General features: G+C 54.5%; 18 protein-coding genes. 16 read left to right on the top strand and 2 right to left on the bottom strand.

Annotated elements, in window-relative coordinates; genetic code table 11:
• The first annotated feature begins 249 nt into the window (after positions 1-249).
• From uxuA to pmrB, 15 genes are all read left to right on the top strand, one after another.
• Positions 250-1,314, top strand: a complete 1,065-nt coding sequence (gene uxuA, locus OGX75_RS18805; protein WP_134769862.1) for a mannonate dehydratase — start codon at positions 250-252, stop codon at positions 1,312-1,314.
• A 150-nt stretch (positions 1,315-1,464) separates the two neighbouring features.
• Positions 1,465-1,701, top strand: a complete 237-nt coding sequence (gene hemP / locus OGX75_RS18800; protein ID WP_077956852.1) for a hemin uptake protein HemP — start codon at positions 1,465-1,467, stop codon at positions 1,699-1,701.
• 75 nt (positions 1,702-1,776) lie between these two features.
• A complete protein-coding gene (locus OGX75_RS18795; RefSeq protein ID WP_012134511.1) occupies positions 1,777-3,759 on the top strand; it encodes a TonB-dependent hemoglobin/transferrin/lactoferrin family receptor in 1,983 nt (660 codons plus the stop codon).
• 45 nt (positions 3,760-3,804) lie between these two features.
• Complete coding sequence (chuS, locus tag OGX75_RS18790; RefSeq protein ID WP_115626255.1) at positions 3,805-4,833, top strand: hematinate-forming heme oxygenase ChuS; 1,029 nt, start codon at positions 3,805-3,807, stop codon at positions 4,831-4,833.
• Positions 4,830-5,651, top strand: coding sequence for a heme/hemin ABC transporter substrate-binding protein (locus OGX75_RS18785; protein ID WP_153258699.1), 822 nt, complete (start codon positions 4,830-4,832; stop codon positions 5,649-5,651). Before chuS ends, OGX75_RS18785 begins: the two co-directional genes overlap by 4 nt.
• Positions 5,651-6,643 (top strand): FecCD family ABC transporter permease, encoded by a 993-nt coding sequence (locus tag OGX75_RS18780; RefSeq protein WP_047459566.1) that lies wholly within the window; start codon positions 5,651-5,653, stop codon positions 6,641-6,643. Before OGX75_RS18785 ends, OGX75_RS18780 begins: the two co-directional genes overlap by 1 nt.
• Complete coding sequence (locus OGX75_RS18775; protein WP_110494782.1) at positions 6,636-7,415, top strand: heme ABC transporter ATP-binding protein; 780 nt, start codon at positions 6,636-6,638, stop codon at positions 7,413-7,415. Before OGX75_RS18780 ends, OGX75_RS18775 begins: the two co-directional genes overlap by 8 nt.
• A gap of 105 nt (positions 7,416-7,520) precedes the next feature.
• On the top strand, positions 7,521-8,474 hold the full coding sequence (locus OGX75_RS18770) for a nickel/cobalt transporter (RefSeq protein WP_199976373.1): 954 nt from the start codon (positions 7,521-7,523) through the stop codon (positions 8,472-8,474).
• Positions 8,475-8,583: 109 nt separating this feature from the next.
• Positions 8,584-10,215 (top strand): sensor histidine kinase, encoded by a 1,632-nt coding sequence (locus OGX75_RS18765; RefSeq protein ID WP_024130815.1) that lies wholly within the window; start codon positions 8,584-8,586, stop codon positions 10,213-10,215.
• Positions 10,212-10,931, top strand: coding sequence for a two-component system response regulator DcuR (gene dcuR, locus OGX75_RS18760; RefSeq protein ID WP_012134518.1), 720 nt, complete (start codon positions 10,212-10,214; stop codon positions 10,929-10,931). Before OGX75_RS18765 ends, dcuR begins: the two co-directional genes overlap by 4 nt.
• A 597-nt stretch (positions 10,932-11,528) precedes the next feature.
• The gene (gene dcuB, locus OGX75_RS18755) at positions 11,529-12,869 is read left to right on the top strand and encodes an anaerobic C4-dicarboxylate transporter DcuB (protein ID WP_012134520.1); all 1,341 of its coding nucleotides are present in this window, start codon (positions 11,529-11,531) and stop codon (positions 12,867-12,869) included.
• A gap of 86 nt (positions 12,870-12,955) precedes the next feature.
• A complete protein-coding gene (gene fumA, locus OGX75_RS18750) occupies positions 12,956-14,602 on the top strand; it encodes a class I fumarate hydratase FumA (protein ID WP_012134521.1) in 1,647 nt (548 codons plus the stop codon).
• Positions 14,603-14,800: 198 nt separating this feature from the next.
• On the top strand, positions 14,801-16,444 hold the full coding sequence (gene eptA, locus OGX75_RS18745; protein ID WP_286451467.1) for a phosphoethanolamine transferase EptA: 1,644 nt from the start codon (positions 14,801-14,803) through the stop codon (positions 16,442-16,444).
• Positions 16,441-17,109 (top strand): two-component system response regulator PmrA, encoded by a 669-nt coding sequence (gene pmrA / locus OGX75_RS18740; protein WP_012134524.1) that lies wholly within the window; start codon positions 16,441-16,443, stop codon positions 17,107-17,109. The genes eptA and pmrA overlap by 4 nt, the downstream gene beginning before the upstream one ends.
• Positions 17,110-18,195 (top strand): two-component system sensor histidine kinase PmrB, encoded by a 1,086-nt coding sequence (gene pmrB / locus OGX75_RS18735; RefSeq protein ID WP_024130816.1) that lies wholly within the window; start codon positions 17,110-17,112, stop codon positions 18,193-18,195. It begins immediately after the preceding gene.
• Here the strand turns inward: pmrB and pmrR are convergent.
• A complete protein-coding gene (pmrR, locus tag OGX75_RS18730) occupies positions 18,189-18,278 on the bottom strand; it encodes an LpxT activity modulator PmrR (protein ID WP_052194426.1) in 90 nt (29 codons plus the stop codon). The two genes, pmrB and pmrR, sit on opposite strands and share 7 nt — an antisense overlap.
• Before the next feature lie 178 nt (positions 18,279-18,456).
• A complete protein-coding gene (gene proP / locus OGX75_RS18725; protein WP_047459579.1) occupies positions 18,457-19,959 on the bottom strand; it encodes a glycine betaine/L-proline transporter ProP in 1,503 nt (500 codons plus the stop codon).
• A gap of 708 nt (positions 19,960-20,667) precedes the next feature.
• Between proP and kdgT the strand changes: the two genes are divergently transcribed.
• Entirely contained in the window at positions 20,668-21,666 is a 999-nt protein-coding gene (kdgT, locus tag OGX75_RS18720) for a 2-keto-3-deoxygluconate transporter (protein ID WP_286451466.1), read from the top strand.
• The last annotated feature ends 11 nt before the right edge of the window (positions 21,667-21,677 follow it).

Raw genomic sequence — 21,677 nt, 5'->3', positions numbered from 1 at the left:
TTATTTTCACGATAAACGACAAATAAGAACAAACTGATCATTATATTTTACAAAATTAAAACACTTACCGGAAATAAGCTTTCCAGTAAAAGCTTCCCCTTAACGGAAATGTATATTCCTGGCGGCATTTAATCTTTTTTCTACGGTAAGGTTGATCAAATTGTCATTACTGAATATGCTAGTCAATACTAGTATGGTATGAAGTCAAATATACGAAATACGCAATAAGATAAGAAAGGCGGACAAAGAATGCAGATGACAATGCGCTGGTTTGGGCCACAGGAAGACAAAATCCCGTTGGAATACATTCGCCAGGTGCCGGGTGTAGAAGGCGTCGTCGGGGCGCTCTATGATGTCGCCCCTGGAGAAGTGTGGCCGGTTGAAAAAATTAAGGCGCTGGTTGAGCAGGCGCACGCTGCGGGCCTGAAGATGGAAGTCATCGAAAGCGTCAATATCCACGATGACATCAAAATCGGCACCCCGGAACGCGATCGCTATATTGAGAATTACAAGCAGACGATCCGCAACCTGGCGGGCTTTGGCATAAAGGTCATCTGTTATAACTTCATGCCGGTCTTCGACTGGATGAAAACGGACATGAACTACGTCCTGCCGGACGGTTCTCTGACGATGGCCTTTGAAAAACATGGCATTGATAAGACGCTGGAAGAGGTCGTAAAAGAGGTTCTGGATAACTCCAACGGTTTCGCATTACCGGGATGGGAACCTGAGCGCCTGGCTAAAGTGCAGGAATTATTCGCGCGCTACAGTGGGGTGGATGACGACAAGCTGCGGGAAAACCTGTTTTATTTCCTCCGGGAGATTATTCCCGTGTGCGAAGAAGTGGGCGTGAAAATGGCCATTCACCCGGACGATCCGCCGTATTCTATTTTCGGCCTTCCGCGCGTGGTCAAAAACCACACCGACCTGGCGATGATTTGCGATGCCGTTGACTCTCCGGCGAATGGCATCACCCTCTGTACCGGTTCGATCGCGGAAGATCCAGAAAATAACGTCTATGAAATCCTGGCTGAATTCACGCGTCGCAAGCGCCTCCATTTTGCGCACGTACGCAACATTAAGCTGATCAAAGATAAAGACTTCTACGAGTCGGCTCACCCTTCGCAGTACGGTTCGCTGGACATGTACCGCGTAATGCAGGCGCTCCACGATAACGGCTTTGATGGCTACATCCGCCCGGATCACGGTCGCTTTATCTGGGGAGAAACGGGACGCCCAGGCTATGGTCTATACGACCGCGCGCTCGGCGTCACTTACCTGTCAGGTCTCTGGGAAGCGCTGGAGAAAAAATAAAGTCCGTTGTGAATCACGATGTAACGAGATAAAAAACCCGCCATTTTGCGGGTTTTTACTTGCCGTACCCCTCAATATCACCGCTTTTCTCACCAAAGTTGATCCAGACGCTATTTTACGAAAAAACGCTTGATGCAAAAATTGATCTTGATGATAATCATTCTTGTTATCATGTTTATTATCATTTTCATAACGGATGCGCCCGCTATGCATAACACTATGGCTGCAATAATAAAAAACAACGCTCCGCTTTCTCCTTCAGGCACCAAACGCCAGATAGACAGCAAAGTATTGCTCGGCGAAGAAGGCTGGGTACTGATTGAGCATAAGGGTGAACATTATCTGCTCCGCCAGACGCAATCCGGGAAACTGATCCTGACTAAATAAATAACCAATTTCGCCAGCCACCCAGGTCTCCCCCCAGGCAGCCAGCACTTTTCAATTTCCTTATGGAGAGTTGTTATGTTACGCCTGCAATCTGCCTCTTTGCGCCCATCTCTGCTGGCGCTGGCAATCGTTAGCACCCTGCCAGGAGCGGCTTACGCGACCACAGACGATATCACCGTCACTGCGACCGGTAATGCGCGCAGCACCTTTGAAGCCCCCATGATGGTGAGCGTTATCGATACGTCCGATCCCGAAAACCAGACCGCCAGCTCGGCAGCCGATCTGCTGCGTCCTGTTCCAGGGATCACCCTGAGCGGAAGCGGGCGAACCAACGGCCAGGATATCAGTATGCGTGGCTATGACCGTCGCGGCGTACTGATTCTGGTGGACGGCGTTCGTCAGGGAACCGATACCGGGCACCTCAACAGCACCTTCCTCGATCCGGCGTTGATCAAACGTATTGAGATCGTTCGCGGCCCTTCCGCACTGCTGTACGGCAGCGGCGCGCTGGGCGGCGTGATCTCTTATGAAACCGCCGATGCGAAAGATCTGCTTCAGGAAGGCCAGAACAGCGGTTTCCGCGTCTTTGGCACTGGCGGCACCGGCGATCACAGTCTGGGAATGGGCGCCAGCGCCTTTGGCCGAACCGATAACCTTGATGGACTGGTGGCGTGGTCCAGCCGCGATCGTGGCGACCTGCGCCAGGGCGACGGCTCCACGGCGCCAAATGATGAATCGATCAATAACATGCTGGCAAAAGGCACCTGGTATATTAACGATGCGCAGGCGCTGAGTGGGTCATTACGTTACTACAACAACGACGCGCAAGAGCCGAAGAACCCGCAAACGATTGATGCCTCCACCAGCAACCCCCTTGTGGATCGCTCGACCATCCAGCGCGACATGCAGCTCTCTTACAGGATCGCGCCGCAGGGCAACGACTGGCTGAATGCCGATGCCAAAGTGTACTGGTCTGAAGCGCGCATCAACGCCCAGAACGTCGATAACACGGGCGAATTTCGCAAACAAACCACCAAAGGCGGAAAAGTTGAAAACCGCACGCGTCTCTTCAGCGACGCTTTCGCCTCTCACCTGCTGACGTATGGCGGAGAGTATTACCGTCAGGAGCAAAAACCCGGCGGCGTGACAACCGGCTTCCCGGAAGCAAAAATCGACTTCAGCTCCGGCTGGTTGCAGGATGAAATCACCCTTCGCGACCTGCCCGTCACCCTGCTGGGCGGCACGCGTTACGACAACTACCGCGGCAGCAGCGACGGCTATGACGATGTTGATGCCGATAAATGGTCATCCCGCGCCGGGTTAACCGTCAGCCCGACAGACTGGCTGATGCTGTTTGGCTCTTACGCCCAGGCATTCCGCGCGCCGACAATGGGTGAAATGTATAACGACGCAAAACACTTCTCCATTGGCAGCTTCTACACTAACTATTGGGTGCCAAACCCTAACTTGCGCCCGGAAACCAACGAAACGCAGGAGTACGGTTTTGGTCTGCGTTTCGACAATCTGATGCTGTCCAACGATGCGCTGGAGTTCAAAGCCAGCTACTTTGATACCAAAGCAAAAGATTACATCTCCACGACCGTCGATTTCGCCGCCGCGACCACCATGTCTTACAACGTCCCGAACGCCAAAATCTGGGGCTGGGATGTGATGACGAAATATACCGCTGATCTGTTCAGCCTCGACGTGGCCTACAACCGCACCCGTGGGAAAGACAAGGATACCGGAGAGTATATCTCCAGCATTAACCCGGATACCGTCACCAGCAAGCTGAATATTCCCGTCGCGCAGAGCGGCTTCTCCGTTGGCTGGGTAGGAACGTTTGCCGATCGCTCAACGCATATCAGCAGCGAATACAGCAAACAGCCGGGTTATGCCGTCAACGACTTTTACGTTAGCTACCAGGGACAGCAGGCGCTGAAAGGCATGACCACCACGCTGGTGTTGGGTAACGCCTTCGATAAAGAGTACTGGTCGCCGCAGGGCATCCCGCAGGACGGGCGCAACGGCAAGATTTTCGTGAGCTATCAATGGTAATCACCCGCCCCGGTTCGCCGGGGCAAACACTGGAAGGAAGAGACAATGAACCACTACACACGCTGGCTTGAGCTAAAAGAACAACATCCTGGTAAGTACGCGCGTGACATCGCTGGTTTACTGGGGATCAGCGAGGCGGAGCTGACGTTTGCCCGCGTCGGTCATGACGCATGGCGGCTGCGCGGCGACACGCGTGAAATTTTCGCGGCGCTGGAATCCGTTGGCGAAACAAAATGCATCTGCCGCAACGAGTACGCGGTACACGAGCAGGTCGGTGCATTCACCAATCAACACCTGAGCGGTCACGCCGGGCTGGTGCTGAACCCACGCGCGCTCGATCTGCGCTTATTTTTAAATCAATGGGCCAGCGTGTTCCACATTAAGGAAGCGACCGCCCGCGGCGAGCGCCAGAGCATTCAGTTCTTTGATCATCAGGGCGATGCGCTCCTGAAGGTGTATGCCACGGACAACACCGACACCGCCGCCTGGAACGAGCTTCTGCAACATTTTATCGTGACCGAGAATGCGCCGCTGGCGCTGAAAGCGGCTGAAACCCCTGTTAACGAAACGGCTGCCGATGCCGTGACCGTCGACAGAGAGTGGCGCGCGATGACCGACGTTCACCAGTTCTTCACGCTGCTCAAGCGCCACAACCTGACCCGCCAGCAGGCTTTTGAACGGGTCGCTGACGATCTGGCCTGCAAGGTGCCGAACAGCGCGCTGGCGCAGCTCCTCGATGCCGCCCTTAAAGACGGCAATGAAATCATGGTGTTCGTCGGCAACAGAGGTTGCGTGCAAATTTTCACCGGCGTGGTCGAAAAAGTCGTGCCGATGAAAGGCTGGCTGAATATTTTCAACCCGACGTTTACGCTGCACCTGCTGGAAGAGACGATTGCCGAGACCTGGATAACCCGCAAACCTACCGCAGACGGCCACGTCACCAGCCTGGAACTCTTTGCGCATGACGGCACGCAAATCGCTCAGCTTTACGGTCAGCGTACGGAAGGCGAACCAGAACAGACACAGTGGCGCAAACAGATTGAGGCGCTGATGCCAAAAGGACTGGCGGCATGAAAAAACTGCTTGCCCTGATTGCCGCCCTGCCGCTGACGGTTCTTGCCGCGAAACAGGATAAGATCGTCGCGCTCGGCGGAGATGTCACCGAGATCGTGTACGCGCTCGGCGCACAGTCTTCGCTGGTCGCCCGCGACAGCACCAGCCAGTGGCCGCCGGAGGCCACTGCCCTACCGGATGTGGGGTATCTGCGCCAGCTAAATGCCGAAGGTATCCTCGCCACGCGTCCCGATCTTGTGCTGGCAAGCAGCCAGGCTCAGCCCTCGCTGGTACTCAAACAGGTCGAGCAAAGTCATGTTCGGGTCATTACCGTACCGAGCCGCAACGACCTGCGCGTCATCGACGAGAAAGTGCAGGTCATCGCCAACGCCACCGACCGGGTGGCTGAAGGCGAGGCGCTGCGCCAGACGCTGAATAAAGAGATTTCCGCGCTGCCGACCACGCCGCTCAATAAGCGGGTGCTGTTTATTCTTAACCACGGCGGAATGAGCGCGATGGCCGCCGGACAGCAAACGGGAGCGGATGCCGCCATTCGCGCGGCAGGGCTACAAAATGCGATGCAGGGCATCTCCCGCTATCAGCCGCTCTCACAGGAAGGCGTGATCGCCAGCCAGCCCGATCTGGTGGTGATTCCCCAGGAGGGATTAACGGCGATGGGCGGCGAAGAGAATCTCTGGAAGTTACCGGGACTGGCGCAGACCCCTGCCGGGCGCAATAAGCAGGTGTTCGCGGTCGATGATATGGCGCTGCTCGGTTTTAGCGTGCGTACGCCTCAGGCGATTCAGCAGCTACGCGCGAAAGCGGAGTCATTGCCCTGATGCCACGGCGGATCACGCTTTCTCTGTATACACTGGCGCTGATGCTGGCAGTGGTGACGGTAGTGGCAAGCGGTTTTGGCGCATTACGCCTGCCGCTCAGCCTGCTCTGGCATGACGGCGACGACGCGTTACGCCAGATCTGGTTCAACATTCGTCTGCCCCGGGTTCTGCTCGCGCTGGTAATTGGCGGCTCGCTGGCGCTGGCCGGGTGCGTGATGCAGGGGCTCTTTCGCAACCCCCTCGCCGATCCGGGACTGCTCGGCATCAGCAGCGGCGCGGCGTTAGCCGTTGCGCTGTGGGTCGTCCTTCCGCTCACGCTGCCTCCCCTTATTATGCTGTATGCGCCGATGCTGGCGGCATTCATTGGCGCGCTCATCGCAACGGTCGTTATTTTCCTGCTCAGCCGACAGCGGGACAGTTCGCTCTCCCGGCTGCTGCTGGTCGGCATCGCCATTAATGCGCTATGTGGCGCGGCGGTGGGCGTGTTGTCGTGGATCAGCAATGACACCCAGCTACGCCAGCTCTCGCTATGGGGAATGGGCAGCCTTGGCCAGGCGCAGTGGTCAACGCTGCTGGCGGTCGCCTCTTTGATGATCCCAACGGTATTTCTCATCTGGCGTCTTGCTGGCGCGCTTAACCTGCTGCAACTGGGAGAGGAAGAGGCGCATTACCTGGGCGTCGATGTCCGGGTTGTTCAGCGAATCCTGCTGATCTGTAGCGCGTTGCTGGTGGCGGCGGCTGTCGCCGTCAGCGGCGTGATCGGTTTTATCGGTCTGGTCGTGCCGCATCTGATACGGATGTGGTTAGGGGCGGACCATCGTGCGGTAATCCCCGGCTCCGTGCTGGCGGGCGCCTTTCTGCTGCTGATTGCCGATACCATCGCCCGAACGCTGGTTGCCCCGGCTGAAATGCCCGTCGGGCTGCTGACCAGTATTCTGGGCGCGCCGTGGTTCCTGTGGCTTATTTTCCGCCGGGGAGGTCAGTATGGCTGAACGTTTTCTCGCTGACAGCGTCAGCTACGCCGCTGCGGGCAGAACAATTATTCGCGATATATCGCTCTCCCTGACCCAGGGAGAACTGCTGGCATTAATTGGCCCCAACGGTGCCGGGAAATCGACGCTGTTAAGGCTGCTCACCGGTTATCTCACTCCGGCAGACGGACGTTGCCTGCTGGCTGGCAAACCGCTTGAGCAATGGCCTGCGCAGACGCTGTCCCGCTACCGCGCGGTCATGCTTCAGCAAACGCGAATGGGGTTTGACTGGCCCGTTGAGGCCGTAATCGGCATGGGGCGAATGCCCTGGACACAGCAGCCCGAAGCGGCGGTGATCCATCAGGTGATGCAGCTTACGGAATGTTTGCCGCTGGCGGGAAGACGCTACGCTTCCTTGTCCGGCGGCGAACAGCAGCGCGTACAGCTGGCGCGCGCGCTGGCGCAGCTATGGTGCGACGGCTCCCCACGCGGCTGGCTTTTTCTTGATGAGCCCACCTCCGCGCTGGATCTGTTCCATCAGCAGCATTTACTGCGGTTGCTGAAAACGCTGACCCGTAAGGGCCATCTGCATGTTTGCATCGTGCTGCACGATCTCAACCTGGCGGCCCTGTGGGCGGATCGAATCGTGTTGCTGCATGGCGGCAACATCGTTGCCGAAGGCGCACCCGCCGAGGTTCTGCAAGCCGATACGCTAACCCGCTGGTACGGCGCGGAAGTCCACATCGGAACACACCCGACAAGCGGCGGGCCGCAGATCTTCCTCGCGCCTTAACCGGGAAATGCCGGATAACGGCTTCGCCTTATCCGGCTGACAATTCTGCGGAGAATCGCTTTCCTCAGGCTATACTTTCCGCAAAACTCATTACCAGGCGGAATCATGATCGCACCAAAACAGCTTCCCTCTCTGCGTTTACCGCTGGCAGGACTCCTGATGTTGACGCTGCTGTGGGCAGGTTTCACCGTGCACAGCCATTGGGAAGCGTTTATCCAGTGGTGTCTCGCCGCCCAGATCACCCTGCACCGCTATCTGGTCATGTATTTGCTGCAACTCAATAACCACCAGTACACCGGCGGGCTATGGCTGCTGACCGGCGCGTTCTTCTATGGCGTACTGCATGCGATTGGGCCGGGGCATGGGAAATTTATCGTCACCACCTGGCTGAGCACGACGAAAGAGAGCCTGCTTGCCGCGCGGGTCGTGCCCTTTATTGGCAGCCTGATGCAGGGCGTCAGCGCCATACTGTTCGTGTTTATTCTGGCGGTCGGCTTCAACCTGGCCGCCGGCGATCTCAGCACCAGCCGCTGGTACGTCGAGAAAATCAGCGCCGTCCTGATTGGCGCGTTCGGGCTATTTATCATCTACCAGGCGTTAAAAACCCTGCGTCCAAAGCCCATTTTCTCGCGTTTCTCCCAGCCGCACAGCCACGACAAACACTGTGGCTGCGGGCATCACGGCGTGGGCGCAGAACTCACCGACGGCAACTGGAAAACACGCCTCGGCGTGATTCTGGCGACAGGCGCCCGCCCCTGTAGCGGGGCAATCATGATTTTACTGTTCTCCAACGCGCTCGGTATTGTCAGTTGGGGGATTGCCGCCGTCATGACCATGTCCTTCGGCACGGCGCTGTCGATTATGGGGCTGTCGCTGGCGGTACGTTACGCACGCAACCAGACCCAGGCGCTGTTTGCCGGGAACCATGCCCCCTTGCGCTGGCTGGGGCCGGTTATCCGCATCATCGGCGGGCTGGCGCTGGTACTGTTTGCCCTCATTCTGTTTCTGACGGTGATCCCCATCAGTGCGAACGGTGATTATATTGCGGCGGGGTGTTAACCTGTTTACCGGGCGATAGCGTGCTTATGTCCCTGTCTTTCCCTACCTCCTTTGAATTACCCGTCCCATCAGGGATAATACCCACACAATGTGTAATCTCAGGATCGCGATGAAACATTCTCTGCAACGCCGCGCTGGACGAAAACGCCAGATGAAACTCGGCACGACCGTGATATTGATGGTCAGCGCCGTGTTGTTCTCCGTGCTGCTCGTCGTCCATCTGATTTATTTCTCACAGATCAGCCACATGACGCGCGACGCGCTGGCAGACAAAGCGCTGGCGGTCGCCCGTACGCTGGCGGACTCCCCGGAAATTCGCCAGCGTATGAAGCAAAAGCCGACAGAGAGCGGCATTCAGGCGATCGCCGAGGCGGTTCGCAAACGCAACGATATGTTATTTATCGTGATTACCGATATGAAGAGCATTCGCTATTCGCACCCGGAAGCGCAGCGAATCGGCCAGCCGTTTAAAGGCGACGACATCCTGCTGGCGCTACAGGGGCATGAAAACGTCGCCATCAATCGCGGTTTTCTTGCTAAAGCGCTGCGGGTTTTCACGCCCATTTATGACGACAATCATCAGCAGATCGGCGTCGTGGCGATTGGCCTTGAACTCAGCAGAGTAACGGAGCAGATCAACAACAGCCGCTGGAGCATCATCTGGTCGATTCTGTTCGGCGCGTTGGTGGGGCTGCTGGGCACTTACGTGCTGGTGAAGGTGCTCAAACGCATCCTGTTCGGCCTGGAGCCGTATGAAATTTCCACGCTGTTTGAGCAGCGCCAGGCGATGCTGCAATCCATCAAAGAGGGGGTGGTCGCCGTTGACGACGGCGGCGAGGTGACGTTAATCAACCAGGCGGCGCAGGAACTTCTCGATTACCGCAAATCGCAGGATGACGCGCACTTATCCTCGCTTAGCCACGCCTGGTCGCAGGTAGTGAATCTGAACGACGTGCTCCGCGACGGTACGCCGCGCCGGGATGAAGAGATTACCGTTAAAGATCGTCTGCTGCTTATCAACACCGTTCCGGTGCGCAGCAATGGAAAAATCATCGGCGCGATCTCCACATTCAGGGACAAAACAGAAGTCCGCCAGCTCATGCAGCGTCTGGACGGAATGGTCAACTACGCGGATGCACTCCGTGAACGATCCCACGAATTTATGAACAAATTACATGTCATTCTGGGATTATTGCATCTGAAGAGTTATAAGCAGCTTGAAGATTATATTATTAAGACGGCTAATAACTATCAGGAAGAGATCGGCTCACTGTTGGGGAAAATAAAGTCGCCCGTTATCGCAGGCTTTTTGCTCAGTAAGATTAATCGCACCTCCGATTTAGGGCACAGCCTGGTGATTAGCAATGAAAGTCGATTACCGGACAGCCGTAATGAAGATCAAATCACCGTATTGATTACCATTCTGGGCAATTTAATTGAAAACGCGCTGGAGGCGCTAGGTCAACAACCCGGCGGTGAAATCAGCGTATCCTTGCATTATCGGCATGGCTGGCTGCATTGTGAAGTCAACGATGACGGGCCGGGAATTGACCCCGAACGCATAGAGCAAATTTTTGACAAGGGCGTCTCGTCAAAAGGAACGGAGCGTGGCGTCGGTCTGGCGATAGTAAAACAGCAAGTTGAGAGTATCGGCGGCAATATTACCGTCGAATCGGAACCCGGGATCTTCACACAATTTTTTGTTCAAATACCCTGGGACGGGGAGAGGACCAGCATATGATCAATGTTTTAATTGTCGATGACGATGCGATGGTAGCAGAGTTAAACCGCCGCTATGTTGCGCAGATCGCTGGCTTTCACTGCTGCGGCACCGCGTCTACGCTGGAGAAAGCAAAAGCGTTTATCTTCGACGGCGAAAACCATATTGATCTGATTTTACTGGATATTTACATGCAGAAGGAGAACGGGCTGGACCTGCTGCCCGTCCTGCACAGCGCCGGATGCAAATGTGACGTCATCGTTATCTCCTCCGCCGCCGACGCCACCACCATCAAAGATTCGCTCCATTACGGCGTGGTCGATTATTTGATCAAACCGTTTCAGGCTTCCCGCTTTGAAGAGGCGCTGACCGGCTGGCTGCAAAAGAAAACGGCGATGGAGAAGCACCAGTATTATGAACAATCAGAGCTGGATCGGCTGATTCACGGCAGTGCATCCAATGAGCCGGATACCCGACGCCTGCCTAAAGGGCTGACGCCGCAAACGCTGCGCACCCTGTGTCAGTGGATCGATGCGCACCAGGACCAGGAATTTTCAACTGACGAGCTGGCGAATGAGGTCAATATTTCCCGCGTTTCCTGCCGTAAATATCTTATCTGGCTGGTCAATTGCCATATTCTGTTTACCAGCATCCATTATGGCGTGACCGGCAGACCGGTTTACCGTTATCGTATTCAGGCCGAACATTATTCTTTACTTAAGCAATATTGCCAGTAGAAAAGAAGCCGCTTCGCATTATGCGTTATATAAAGGTAACAATTATTACAATAATGAAAAATAACAAAGGCACAAGTTACACCCTCAAAAATAGAGAATTTGTGCCAGATCAAATATGAACACAAATATGTTTTAATTCATCAGCTTATTATTCAGAAGCGTCACATTGTTTTTAATTTCAAAAACGGTAACAAAAGTTAATTAAGTATTATGTGACTCGTAGAGTGTGTATTTTTAACTATAAAGGAGTAGTCTGGGATTCACCGGACACATAAAAAAAATTAAAATAACGCTATTTTTGTGAGCAGACGATATGTTCCTGAAATTCAGTGACATAGAATACAAAACACACAACCTGCCCTGCTCTTCTTTGTCAACCAGCCCATCGCCAGGGAGCTTCGTTCTCTGAATACGCCATAAACAGAAGCCAAGAATGACTCATGATTTACTGAAAAATTCTTATTTCATGTTTAGAGATTAATCATCAATACAGACAAAGCGAATATTCGTCAGGCTCTGAGGACAATTCACAAAAAACAGAACATGACTGTGATCTATTTATCAAAAATTAAACAGGTTTATCGCGAGGGTAGATAAATGTTATTTAGTATACAACTTATCATAATATTAGTGTGTTTGTTTTATGGCGCCAGAAAAGGCGGTATCGCGCTGGGTTTATTAGGCGGTATCGGTCTGGTCATTCTGGTCTTTGTTTTCCACCTCCAGCCGGGTAAACCGCCCGTCGACGTGATGCTGGTGATCATCGCCGTGGTCGCCGCCTCCGCCACGCTACAGGCCTCCGGTGGCCTGGATGTGATGTTGCAGATTGCCGAGAAGCTGCTGCGTCGCAACCCCAAATACGTCTCCATCGTCGCCCCGTTTGTAACCTGCACGCTGACCATCCTGTGCGGTACGGGCCATGTGGTGTACACCATTCTGCCCATCATCTACGACGTTGCGATTAAGAACAATATTCGCCCGGAACGTCCTATGGCAGCCAGTTCTATCGGCGCGCAGATGGGGATCATCGCCAGCCCGGTTTCTGTGGCGGTCGTTTCGCTGGTCGCGATGCTGGGTAACTTCACCTTTAACGGTAAGCATCTGGAATTCCTTGACCTGCTCTCCATCACCATTCCATCGACCCTGCTGGGTATCCTGGCTATCGGTATTTTCAGTTGGTTCCGTGGTAAAGATCTGGATAAAGACGAAGAGTTCCAGAAGTTCATCTCCGTCCCGGAAAACTACCACTACGTGTATGGCGACACCGCCACGCTGCTGGATAAAAAACTGCCGAAAAGCAACTGGCTGGCCATGTGGATCTTCCTGTCGGCCATCGCCGTTGTCGCTCTGTTAGGCGCTTTCTCTGAACTGCGTCCGGTCTTCGGCGGCAAACCGCTGTCGATGGTGCTGGTCATTCAGATGTTCATGCTGCTGACCGGCGCGCTGATTATTATCCTGACAAAAACCAATCCTGCTTCTATCTCAAAAAATGAAGTCTTCCGTTCAGGTATGATCGCGATTGTGGCGGTGTACGGTATTGCCTGGATGGCGGAAACCATGTTCGGCGCGCACATGACTGAAATCGAAAGCGTGCTGGGCGAAATGGTGAAAGAGTATCCGTGGGCCTATGCGATTGTTCTGCTGTTGGTCTCCAAGTTTGTAAACTCCCAGGCGGCGGCGCTGGCGGCGATCGTTCCGTTAGCACTGGCTATCGGCGTAGACCCGGCTTACATCGTGGCGTCAGCACCAGCGTGCTATGGCTACTACATTCTGCCGACCTACCCGAGCGATCTGGCCGCGATTCAGTTCGACCGTTCCGGCACCACCCACATTGGTCGCTTCGTCATTAACCACAGCTTTATTCTGCCCGGTTTGATTGGCGTAAGCGTCTCCTGTGTATTTGGCTGGATCTTCGCCGCCATGTACGGGTTCCTGTAACAGCACCTTGCGTGCCGCCCGTTATCGCGCGGCACGCCATCTATACAATTCAAATAATTCAGGATAATTAAAAAGGCTGGAAGCATATGTCGAATAAAGAATTTATATATCAGGCGCCTTTCCCGATGGGGGAAGACAAAACGGAGTATTATCTCCTGACCTCCGATCACGTTAGCGTTGGCGAATTTGAAGGAGAGTCGATACTGAAGGTTGAGCCACAGGCCCTGACGCTCCTGGCCCAGCAAGCCTTCCACGATGCCTCCTTTATGCTCCGCCCGGAGCACCAGCAACAAGTCGCCTCCATTCTCCATGACCCCGAAGCCAGCGAAAACGATAAGTACGTCGCGCTGCAATTTTTACGCAACTCCGAAATTGCCGCTAAAGGCGTTCTGCCGACCTGCCAGGATACCGGCACGGCGATTATCGTCGGTAAAAAGGGCCAGCGCGTCTGGACGGGCGGCGGCGATGAAGCCGCGCTCTCCAAAGGCGTGTTCAACACCTATATCGAAGACAACCTGCGCTATTCGCAAAACGCCGCGCTGGATATGTACAAAGAGGTCAACACCGGCACCAACCTGCCCGCGCAAATCGACCTCTACACGGTTGATGGCGACGAATACAAGTTCCTCTGCGTGGCAAAAGGCGGCGGCTCGGCGAACAAAACCTATCTGTATCAGGAAACCAAAGCGCTGCTGACGCCCGGCAAGCTGAAAAACTTCCTCGTTGAGAAAATGCGTACCCTGGGCACCGCAGCCTGCCCGCCATACCACATCGCGTTTGTGATTGGCGGGACATCGGCGGAAAGCACGCTGAAAACCGTGAAGCTGGCCAGTGCGCATTATTACGACGGTCTGCCGACTGAAGGTAACGAACACGGCCAGGCCTTCCGCGATATTCAACTGGAACAGGAACTGCTGGAAGAGGCGCAGAAGCTCGGCCTTGGCGCACAGTTTGGCGGTAAATACTTCGCGCACGATATCCGGGTAATCCGCCTGCCGCGTCACGGCGCGTCCTGCCCGGTCGGCATGGGCGTCTCCTGCTCGGCTGACCGCAACATCAAAGCCAAAATCAACCGTGAAGGGATCTGGATCGAAAAACTGGAGCACAATCCCGCGCAGTACATCCCGGAATCCCTGCGTCAGGCCGGTGAAGGCGAAGTGGTGAAAGTTGACCTCAACCGGCCGATGAAAGAGATCCTCGCCCAGCTTTCACAGTACCCGGTATCAACCCGCCTGTCGCTGAGCGGCACCATCATCGTCGGTCGCGATATCGCCCATGCGAAGCTGAAAGAGCGCATCGAATCCGGCGAAGGTCTGCCGCAGTACATTAAAGATCACCCCATCTACTACGCAGGCCCGGCGAAAACGCCAGCAGGCTACCCGTCCGGCTCTCTGGGGCCAACCACCGCAGGACGCATGGACTCCTACGTTGACCTGCTGCAATCTCACGGCGGCAGCATGATCATGCTGGCGAAAGGCAACCGTAGCCAGCAGGTCACCGACGCCTGCCACAAATACGGCGGCTTCTATCTGGGCAGCATTGGCGGCCCGGCTGCGGTGCTGGCGCAGCAGAGTATCAAGCATCTGGAGTGCGTGGAGTACCCGGAACTGGGTATGGAAGCGATCTGGAAAATCGAAGTGGAAGACTTCCCGGCGTTTATCCTGGTGGATGACAAAGGCAACGATTTCTTCCAGCAGATTGTCAGCAAACAGTGCGCGAACTGCGCGAAATAACCTGCCCGGCCCGGTTATCTCATCGGGCCGTTTTTCCCTTTATTTACAGCATGGCGGATACGCCGTTTACCCCCTGATGGCGCTACGTTTATCAGTCCTGTGGCGACGATCGCAGGTCGCCCCACAACCTTAAAAAATTAAGGTTGGCTTAATGTTGCTTTGCGAGGATCGGCGCACTTAGTTGATGGACATACCATAATGCTGAAGCGCGTTTTAAAAAGACCGATCCTCGGACACATTACCTGGCTGTTACTCCTTTCATTCTACATCGCCGTCTGTCTGAACATCGCTTTCTACAAGCAGGTGATGCAAGCCCTGCCGCTGGATTCAATGCACAACGTGCTGGTGTTTTTATCCATGCCGCTTGTCGCGTTTAGCGTCATCAATATCGTACTGACGCTGGCGTCGTTCCTGTGGCTTAACCGCCCGCTGGCCTGCCTCTTTATTCTGACGGGCGCCGCTGCGCAATACTTCATCATGACCTACGGCATCGTCATGGACCGCTCCATGATCGCCAACATGATGGATACCACACCGGCAGAAACGTTCGCGCTGCTCACGCCACAAATGGCGCTTACGCTGGGATTAAGCGGCCTTCTGGCGGCGGTAATCGCCTGTAGCATCAAAATCAAACCGACCTCTCTGACATTACGCAGCGGCGCGTATCGCGCCCTCAACGTGCTGGCTTCGCTTCTGCTGATCGTGCTGGTCGCCGCCTGCTTCTACAAAGATTACGCCTCGCTTTTTCGCAATAACAAAGAGCTGATCAAGTCTCTCAGCCCGTCGAACAGCCTGGTCGCCAGTTGGTCGTGGTATTCACATGAGCAACTCGCCAACCTGCCTTTGGTACGCATTGGCGAAGATGCGCATCGCAATCCCGCGATGCTGAAAGAAAAACGGCATAATCTGACCATCCTGATCGTCGGCGAAACCTCGCGTGGGGATAACTTCTCGCTGTCTGGCTATTCACGGCAAACCAACCCGCGTCTGGCGCAGGATAATGTGGTCTACTTCCCGCACACTACCTCCTGCGGCACCGCAACGGCGATCTCGGTTCCCTGTATGTTTTCCGGTATGCCGCGTAAACACTACAACGAAGGGCTGGCGCACCATCAGGAAGGGTTGCTGGACATCATTCAGCGAGCTGGAGTTAGCGTGCTGTGGAACGATAACGACGGCGGCTGTAAAGGCGCCTGCGATCGCGTGCCGCATCAGGATATGACCGCGCTGAAATTGCCGGGTCAGTGCATTAACGGCGAATGTTACGACGAAGTGCTCTTTCACGGGCTGGAGGAATACATCGATAAACTCCAGGGCGACGGCGTCATTGTGCTGCACACCATCGGCAGCCACGGCCCGACCTATTATCACCGTTATCCGCCGCAGTTTGCGCAATTTACCCCGACCTGCGACACCAATGAAATTCAGACCTGTTCGCAGCAACAGTTAGTGAATACTTACGATAATACCGTACTGTACGTGGACTATATTGTTGATAAGGCAATCAATATATTAAAAGCGCATCAGGATAAATTCACCACCAGCCTGGTCTATCTTTCCGACCACGGTGAATCTTTAGGAGAAAATGGCGTCTATTTGCATGGGCTGCCATACGCCATTGCGCCGGATGCGCAAAAGCATATCCCGATGCTCCTCTGGCTCTCGGAGGATTATCAGAAACGTTACCGGACAGACCTGACATGTTTGCAAAAGCGGGCAGCCCAGGAGGATTTCTCGCAGGACAACCTTTTCTCAACCATGCTCGGATTAACGGGCGTACAGACCAGGAACTACCAGGCCGCAGACGATATTCTGCAACCTTGCAGGAGGCTAACTGAATGAAAATTCTGATTGTTGAAGACGATACGCTGTTATTACAGGGACTGATACTTGCTGCACAAACGGAGGGTTACGCCTGCGACGGCGTTTCTACCGCCCGGGCGGCGGAACACTGTCTGGAAACAGGGCATTACAGCCTGGTCGTGCTGGATCTTGGGTTGCCTGATGAGGACGGTCTGCATTTTCTGACGCGAATAAGACAGAAAAAATACACCCTTCCGGTATTGATCCTCACCGCCCGCGACACGCTCAACGACCGCATCACCGGGCTGGATGTCGGGGCGGATGATTATCTGGTGAAGCCGTTTGCGCTGGAGGAGTTACATGCGCGTATTCGCGCGCTGCTGCGTCGTCATCACAATCAGGGTGAAAGCGAATTGACCGTCGGCAATCTGATGCTGAATCTGGGGCGTCGTCAGGTGTGGCTGGCCGGGCAAGAGCTTATCTTAACGCCCAAAGAGTATGCGCTGCTGTCGCGGCTGATGCTCAAAGCAGGCAGCCCGGTACACCGTGAAATCTTGTATAACGACATCTATAACTGGGACAACGAACCGTCAACCAATACCCTGGAAGTGCATATTCACAACCTGCGCGACAAAGTGGGGAAATCACGTATCCGCACGGTGCGCGGGTTTGGTTATATGCTGGTTGCCGTTGAGGAAAACTAAGTGAACCTTACGCGTTTTCTGCACAGACCGATGACCCTTCGTCAGCGTCTGATGCTGACCATTGGCTCTATCCTGCTGGTGCTGCAACTGATCAGCACCTTCTGGCTATGGCACGAGAGCACCGAGCAGATTGAGCTTTTCGAGCAGGCGCTGCTGGAGGACAGGAATAACGATCGGCACATCAGGCATGAGGTTCGCGAAGCGGTCGCCAGCCTGATCGTTCCCGCCGTGTTTATGGTCAGCCTGACGCTGCTGATCTGCTATCAGGCCGTCCGGCGCATCACCCGCCCGCTTGCCGACCTGCAAAAAGAGCTGGAAGCCCGCACGGCCGATAACCTGACGCCTATCGACATTCACAGCTCGACGATTGAAATTGAAGCCGTCGTCTCGGCGCTTAACCAACTGGTCACTCGCCTGACGACGACGCTGGAGAATGAACGCCTGTTCACCGCCGACGTCGCCCACGAGCTACGCACGCCGCTGGCGGGCGTGCGTCTGCATCTGGAACTGCTGGCGAAAGCGCACAACGTTAACGTCACGCCGTTGATTGCGCGTCTTGATCAAATGATGGACAGCGTTTCGCAGCTGCTGCAATTAGCACGCGTGGGGCAGTCGTTCTCATCCGGTAATTACCAGTCGGTAAAGCTGCTGGATGACGTGATCCTGCCCTCTTACGATGAACTGAACACCATGCTGGAAACACGCCAGCAGACGCTGCAACTGCCGGAAAGCACAGCAGACGCCACCGTGCGCGGCGATGCCACGCTACTGCGTATGCTGTTGCGTAATCTTGTGGAAAATGCGCACCGCTACAGTCCGAAAGGGTCAACCATCACCATTATCCTCAATAATGCGGAAAGCGACGCGATGATGGCCGTCGAAGACGAAGGGCCGGGAATTGATGAAAGTAAATGCGGGGAGTTAAGTGAAGCGTTTGTCCGCATGGACAGCCGCTATGGCGGTATCGGGCTGGGATTGAGCATCGTCTCCCGCATCACGCAGCTGCACCACGGGCAATTCTTTTTGCAAAACCGTGTGGGAACGACGGGAACCCGCGCGTGGGTGCTGTTGAAAAGAGATCAGTAAGTCGTAACCCAGACATACAGGAAACTGCTGACAATCAGCATACTGAACAGGGTTGTCAGACTTTCATACATTCGCGTTTTCATCACACTCTCCTCCGATGGTCTGGAGGAGAGTATGCCTGACGAAGATTAAGCGAACATTAAGATTTGTCGACCTGATAAACGCAGTCTGTAGGCCTGATAAGCGTAGCGCCATCAGGCAAAGGTGTTGCGCAGTCTGTAGGCCTGATAAGCGCAGCGCCATCAGGCGGTGCGCTAAAGCTTACTCGTCAATACGCGGATGCTGCTGCACTAACCGCGAACGTTTAGCCTGCAACTCCTCAATCTCCTGATCGATATCTTCGATTTTCTGCTCGATATTATCGTAGTGCTCGCCAAGGATTTCTTTCGCTTCCTGGATATCCGAGGCCGCTGGCGTCGCCCCTTTCAGCGGACGGTTGGCGGTCTCTTTCATGGTAATACCGGTAATAAAACCGACGACCGCAATCGCCATCAGGTAATAGGCTGGCATCATCAGGTTCTGCGAGCTTTCCACCAGCCAGGCGGCCAGGGTCGGCGTCAGACCTGCAATCAGCACCGAGATATTAAACGCCGCCGCCAGCGCGCTGTAACGGATGTGCGTCGGGAACATCGCTGGCAGAGAAGAAGCCATCACCCCGGTAAAGCAGTTCAGGATCACCGCCAGCATCAGCAGACCGGCAAAAATCAGGCCGATAATATTACTGTTGATCAGAATAAAGGCCGGAATAGCCAGCGCAAACAGCGCGATACTGCCCATAATCACAAACGGACGGCGACCGAAACGGTCACTGAGCAGCCCCATCACCGGCTGCACAAACAGCATCCCGATCATGATGGCGATAATAATCAGCACGCCGTGGTCTTCCGAGTAGTGCAGGTTATGCGACAGGTAGCTCGGCATATAGGTGAGCAGCATGTAGTAGGTCACGTTGGTGGCAATCACCAGGCCGATACACGCCAGCAGGCTGCGCCAGTGTTTGGTTGCAATCTCTTTAAAGGAGACTTTTGGCCCTTCCTGCAAACCTTCGCGATCGCCCTGCTCCAGCTTATCCACATGCTGCTGGAAGGCCGGGGTCTCTTCCAGCGCATGACGCAGATAAAGACCAATGATCCCTAGCGGCAGTGCGATGAAGAACGGAATACGCCAGCCCCAGTCGAGGAAGTTCTCCTCGCCGACAACGGTGGAGATCAGCACCACCACGCCCGCGCCCAGCACGAAGCCCGCAATGGAGCCGAAGTCCAGCCAGCTTCCCATAAAGCCGCGTTTACGGTCCGGCGAGTATTCGGCGACAAAGATCGACGCGCCGGTATATTCGCCGCCGACCGAGAAGCCCTGCGCCATCTTACACAGCAGCAACAGTATCGGCGCCCAGATGCCGATAGAGGCATAAGAGGGAATCAACCCGATACAGAACGTACTGATCGACATAATCACAATCGTGATGGCAAGAATCTTCTGGCGACCATATTTATCGCCGAGCATACCGAAGAATAAGCCGCCAAGCGGTCGAATCAGGAAGGGAACGGAGAAGGTGGCAAGTGCGGCAATCATCTGCACGCTGGGGTCAGCCCCCGGGAAAAACACTTTACCTAACGCGTAGGCGACAAACCCATAAACACCAAAATCAAACCACTCCATCGCATTACCCAGCGAGGCTGCGGTAATCGCTTTACGCAGTTTACCATCATCAATAATGGTCACATCGCGAAGCGTAATCGGTTTTACTTTTTTCCTTTTCAGCATAGCTGTCCTCGTAGACTAAGCCCTGTCTCGCTACATACTGCATTCATTGGCGCACAAAGCGCTAACGTCACCGTCGAGCGTTGGAATCGTGCGGGCACAATTCCTCGTAGAACAAGCGTAGCAGGTTTACTTACACTGACTGGTCAAGGTCTGTACAACCGAACCTGTTGACGCCTGATTGGGCGGTTAATGACCTCTTTACCCTACCAGTGTTTAAATTTGTGATCAACTTCACACATATATTGCCGTTTCGTCAGCGAGCGTAAATAAGGGCATTTTTATCTGTATTTTTACATTGTCAGCAAAGCGCATTATTGACAATAAATGAGAGGCGATTTCGTTATTCTTTTCGAAATATCACGTCCGTCACTATTATGCTGCTAGCAAAAAATCCGCCATAACTCTTCACAAACAATTTACAGCATTTTTAATAATCATCGCGTTCCCTGGCCTTTACGCAAAATATGTGATGAAGATAACTAAAACAGTGTTTTATTTTGATTGAATCAATATTCCACTGAATGCAAGATAACACCCGACGCAACATCCCTGAGGATTGTGACAAACAGACGTATGCCACATTCGATTATGTATCACGCAGGGAGAAAGAGGGTTTCCCGCCGTTCTCTTTGTGAAATAACAAATTGAAATTAAATAATATTTATCGACTTGTCCGTTAGTTCCGCGCGACAAGATGTGAGGACTTTTATGAAAATTAAAGCCACGATTGAACGCATCCCTGGCGGGATGATGTTGATCCCTCTGCTGCTCGGCGCAATTTTAAATACCCTGGCCCCGGATACCGGCGCCTATTTTGGTTCATTTACAAAAGGCATGATCAGCGGCACCGTGCCGATTCTGGCCGTCTGGTTCTTCTGTATTGGCGCCTCGATTGATTTGCGCGCTACCGGGACGGTATTACGTAAATCGGGTACGCTGGTTATTACTAAAATAGCCGTGGCGTGGGTGGTCGCGATGATTACCGCCTCGTTTATCCCGGATACCGGTATTCAAACCGGTTTCTTCGCCGGTTTGTCCGTACTGGCGATCGTCTCCGCAATGGACATGACCAACGGCGGCCTGTACGCCAGCCTGATGAACCAGTACGGCACCAAAGAAGAGTCCGGCGCGTTCGTCCTGATGTCTCTGGAATCTGGCCCGCTGATGACGATGGTGATTCTGGGTTCCGCAGGCCTCGCCTCCTTCGAACCGCATCACTTTGTCGGCGCCGTGCTGCCGTTCCTGATTGGCTTCACATTAGGTAACCTGGACCACGACCTGCGCGCGTTCTTCAGCAAAGCTACGCCGGTGCTGATCCCGTTCTTCGGCTTTGCGCTGGGTAACACCATTAACCTGAGCGTGATTGTCGATACCGGCCTGCTGGGTATCCTGCTGGGTGTCGCGGTTATCATTATTACCGGTATCCCGTTGATTATCGCAGACCGCGTCATTGGCGGCGGTAACGGCACTGCGGGCGTCGCGGCCTCCTCTGCGGCAGGCGCTGCGGTAGCGAACCCGGTGATCATCGCGCAGATTAACCCGGCGTTTGAACCCGTCGCCGCGTCCGCCACGGCGCTGGTTGCCGCCAGCGTGATTGTGACGGCGATTCTGGTTCCGATTATCACCGCCCTGTATGCAAAACGTTTCGGCAACGTCCCGGCGCCGGGCAACGCGGAGGCAAACCCAACGGAATCCCTCCATCACTAAACGTCATACGT

Origin of the sequence: Citrobacter sp. CK199, from assembly GCF_030333285.1 — a bacterium.
Taxonomy (GTDB): Bacteria; Pseudomonadota; Gammaproteobacteria; order Enterobacterales; family Enterobacteriaceae; genus Citrobacter_B; species Citrobacter_B koseri.
The sequence above is the reverse complement of the archived record's forward strand: the minus strand, read 5'-3'. Positions and strand labels throughout refer to the sequence as shown.

Excerpts from the sequence above, each read along its gene's own strand:
- uxuA (WP_134769862.1), top strand. The coding sequence starts at position 250 with ATGCAGATGACAATGCGCTGGTTTGGGCCACAGGAAGACAAAATCCCG.
- hemP (WP_077956852.1), top strand. The coding sequence starts at position 1,465 with ATGATAATCATTCTTGTTATCATGTTTATTATCATTTTCATAACGGAT.
- OGX75_RS18795 (WP_012134511.1), top strand. The coding sequence starts at position 1,777 with ATGTTACGCCTGCAATCTGCCTCTTTGCGCCCATCTCTGCTGGCGCTG.
- chuS (WP_115626255.1), top strand. The coding sequence starts at position 3,805 with ATGAACCACTACACACGCTGGCTTGAGCTAAAAGAACAACATCCTGGT.
- OGX75_RS18785 (WP_153258699.1), top strand. The coding sequence starts at position 4,830 with ATGAAAAAACTGCTTGCCCTGATTGCCGCCCTGCCGCTGACGGTTCTT.
- OGX75_RS18780 (WP_047459566.1), top strand. The coding sequence starts at position 5,651 with ATGCCACGGCGGATCACGCTTTCTCTGTATACACTGGCGCTGATGCTG.
- OGX75_RS18775 (WP_110494782.1), top strand. The coding sequence starts at position 6,636 with ATGGCTGAACGTTTTCTCGCTGACAGCGTCAGCTACGCCGCTGCGGGC.
- OGX75_RS18770 (WP_199976373.1), top strand. The coding sequence starts at position 7,521 with ATGATCGCACCAAAACAGCTTCCCTCTCTGCGTTTACCGCTGGCAGGA.
- OGX75_RS18765 (WP_024130815.1), top strand. The coding sequence starts at position 8,584 with ATGAAACATTCTCTGCAACGCCGCGCTGGACGAAAACGCCAGATGAAA.
- dcuR (WP_012134518.1), top strand. The coding sequence starts at position 10,212 with ATGATCAATGTTTTAATTGTCGATGACGATGCGATGGTAGCAGAGTTA.
- dcuB (WP_012134520.1), top strand. The coding sequence starts at position 11,529 with ATGTTATTTAGTATACAACTTATCATAATATTAGTGTGTTTGTTTTAT.
- fumA (WP_012134521.1), top strand. The coding sequence starts at position 12,956 with ATGTCGAATAAAGAATTTATATATCAGGCGCCTTTCCCGATGGGGGAA.
- eptA (WP_286451467.1), top strand. The coding sequence starts at position 14,801 with ATGCTGAAGCGCGTTTTAAAAAGACCGATCCTCGGACACATTACCTGG.
- pmrA (WP_012134524.1), top strand. The coding sequence starts at position 16,441 with ATGAAAATTCTGATTGTTGAAGACGATACGCTGTTATTACAGGGACTG.
- pmrR (WP_052194426.1), bottom strand. The coding sequence starts at position 18,278 with ATGAAAACGCGAATGTATGAAAGTCTGACAACCCTGTTCAGTATGCTG.
- proP (WP_047459579.1), bottom strand. The coding sequence starts at position 19,959 with ATGCTGAAAAGGAAAAAAGTAAAACCGATTACGCTTCGCGATGTGACC.
- kdgT (WP_286451466.1), top strand. The coding sequence starts at position 20,668 with ATGAAAATTAAAGCCACGATTGAACGCATCCCTGGCGGGATGATGTTG.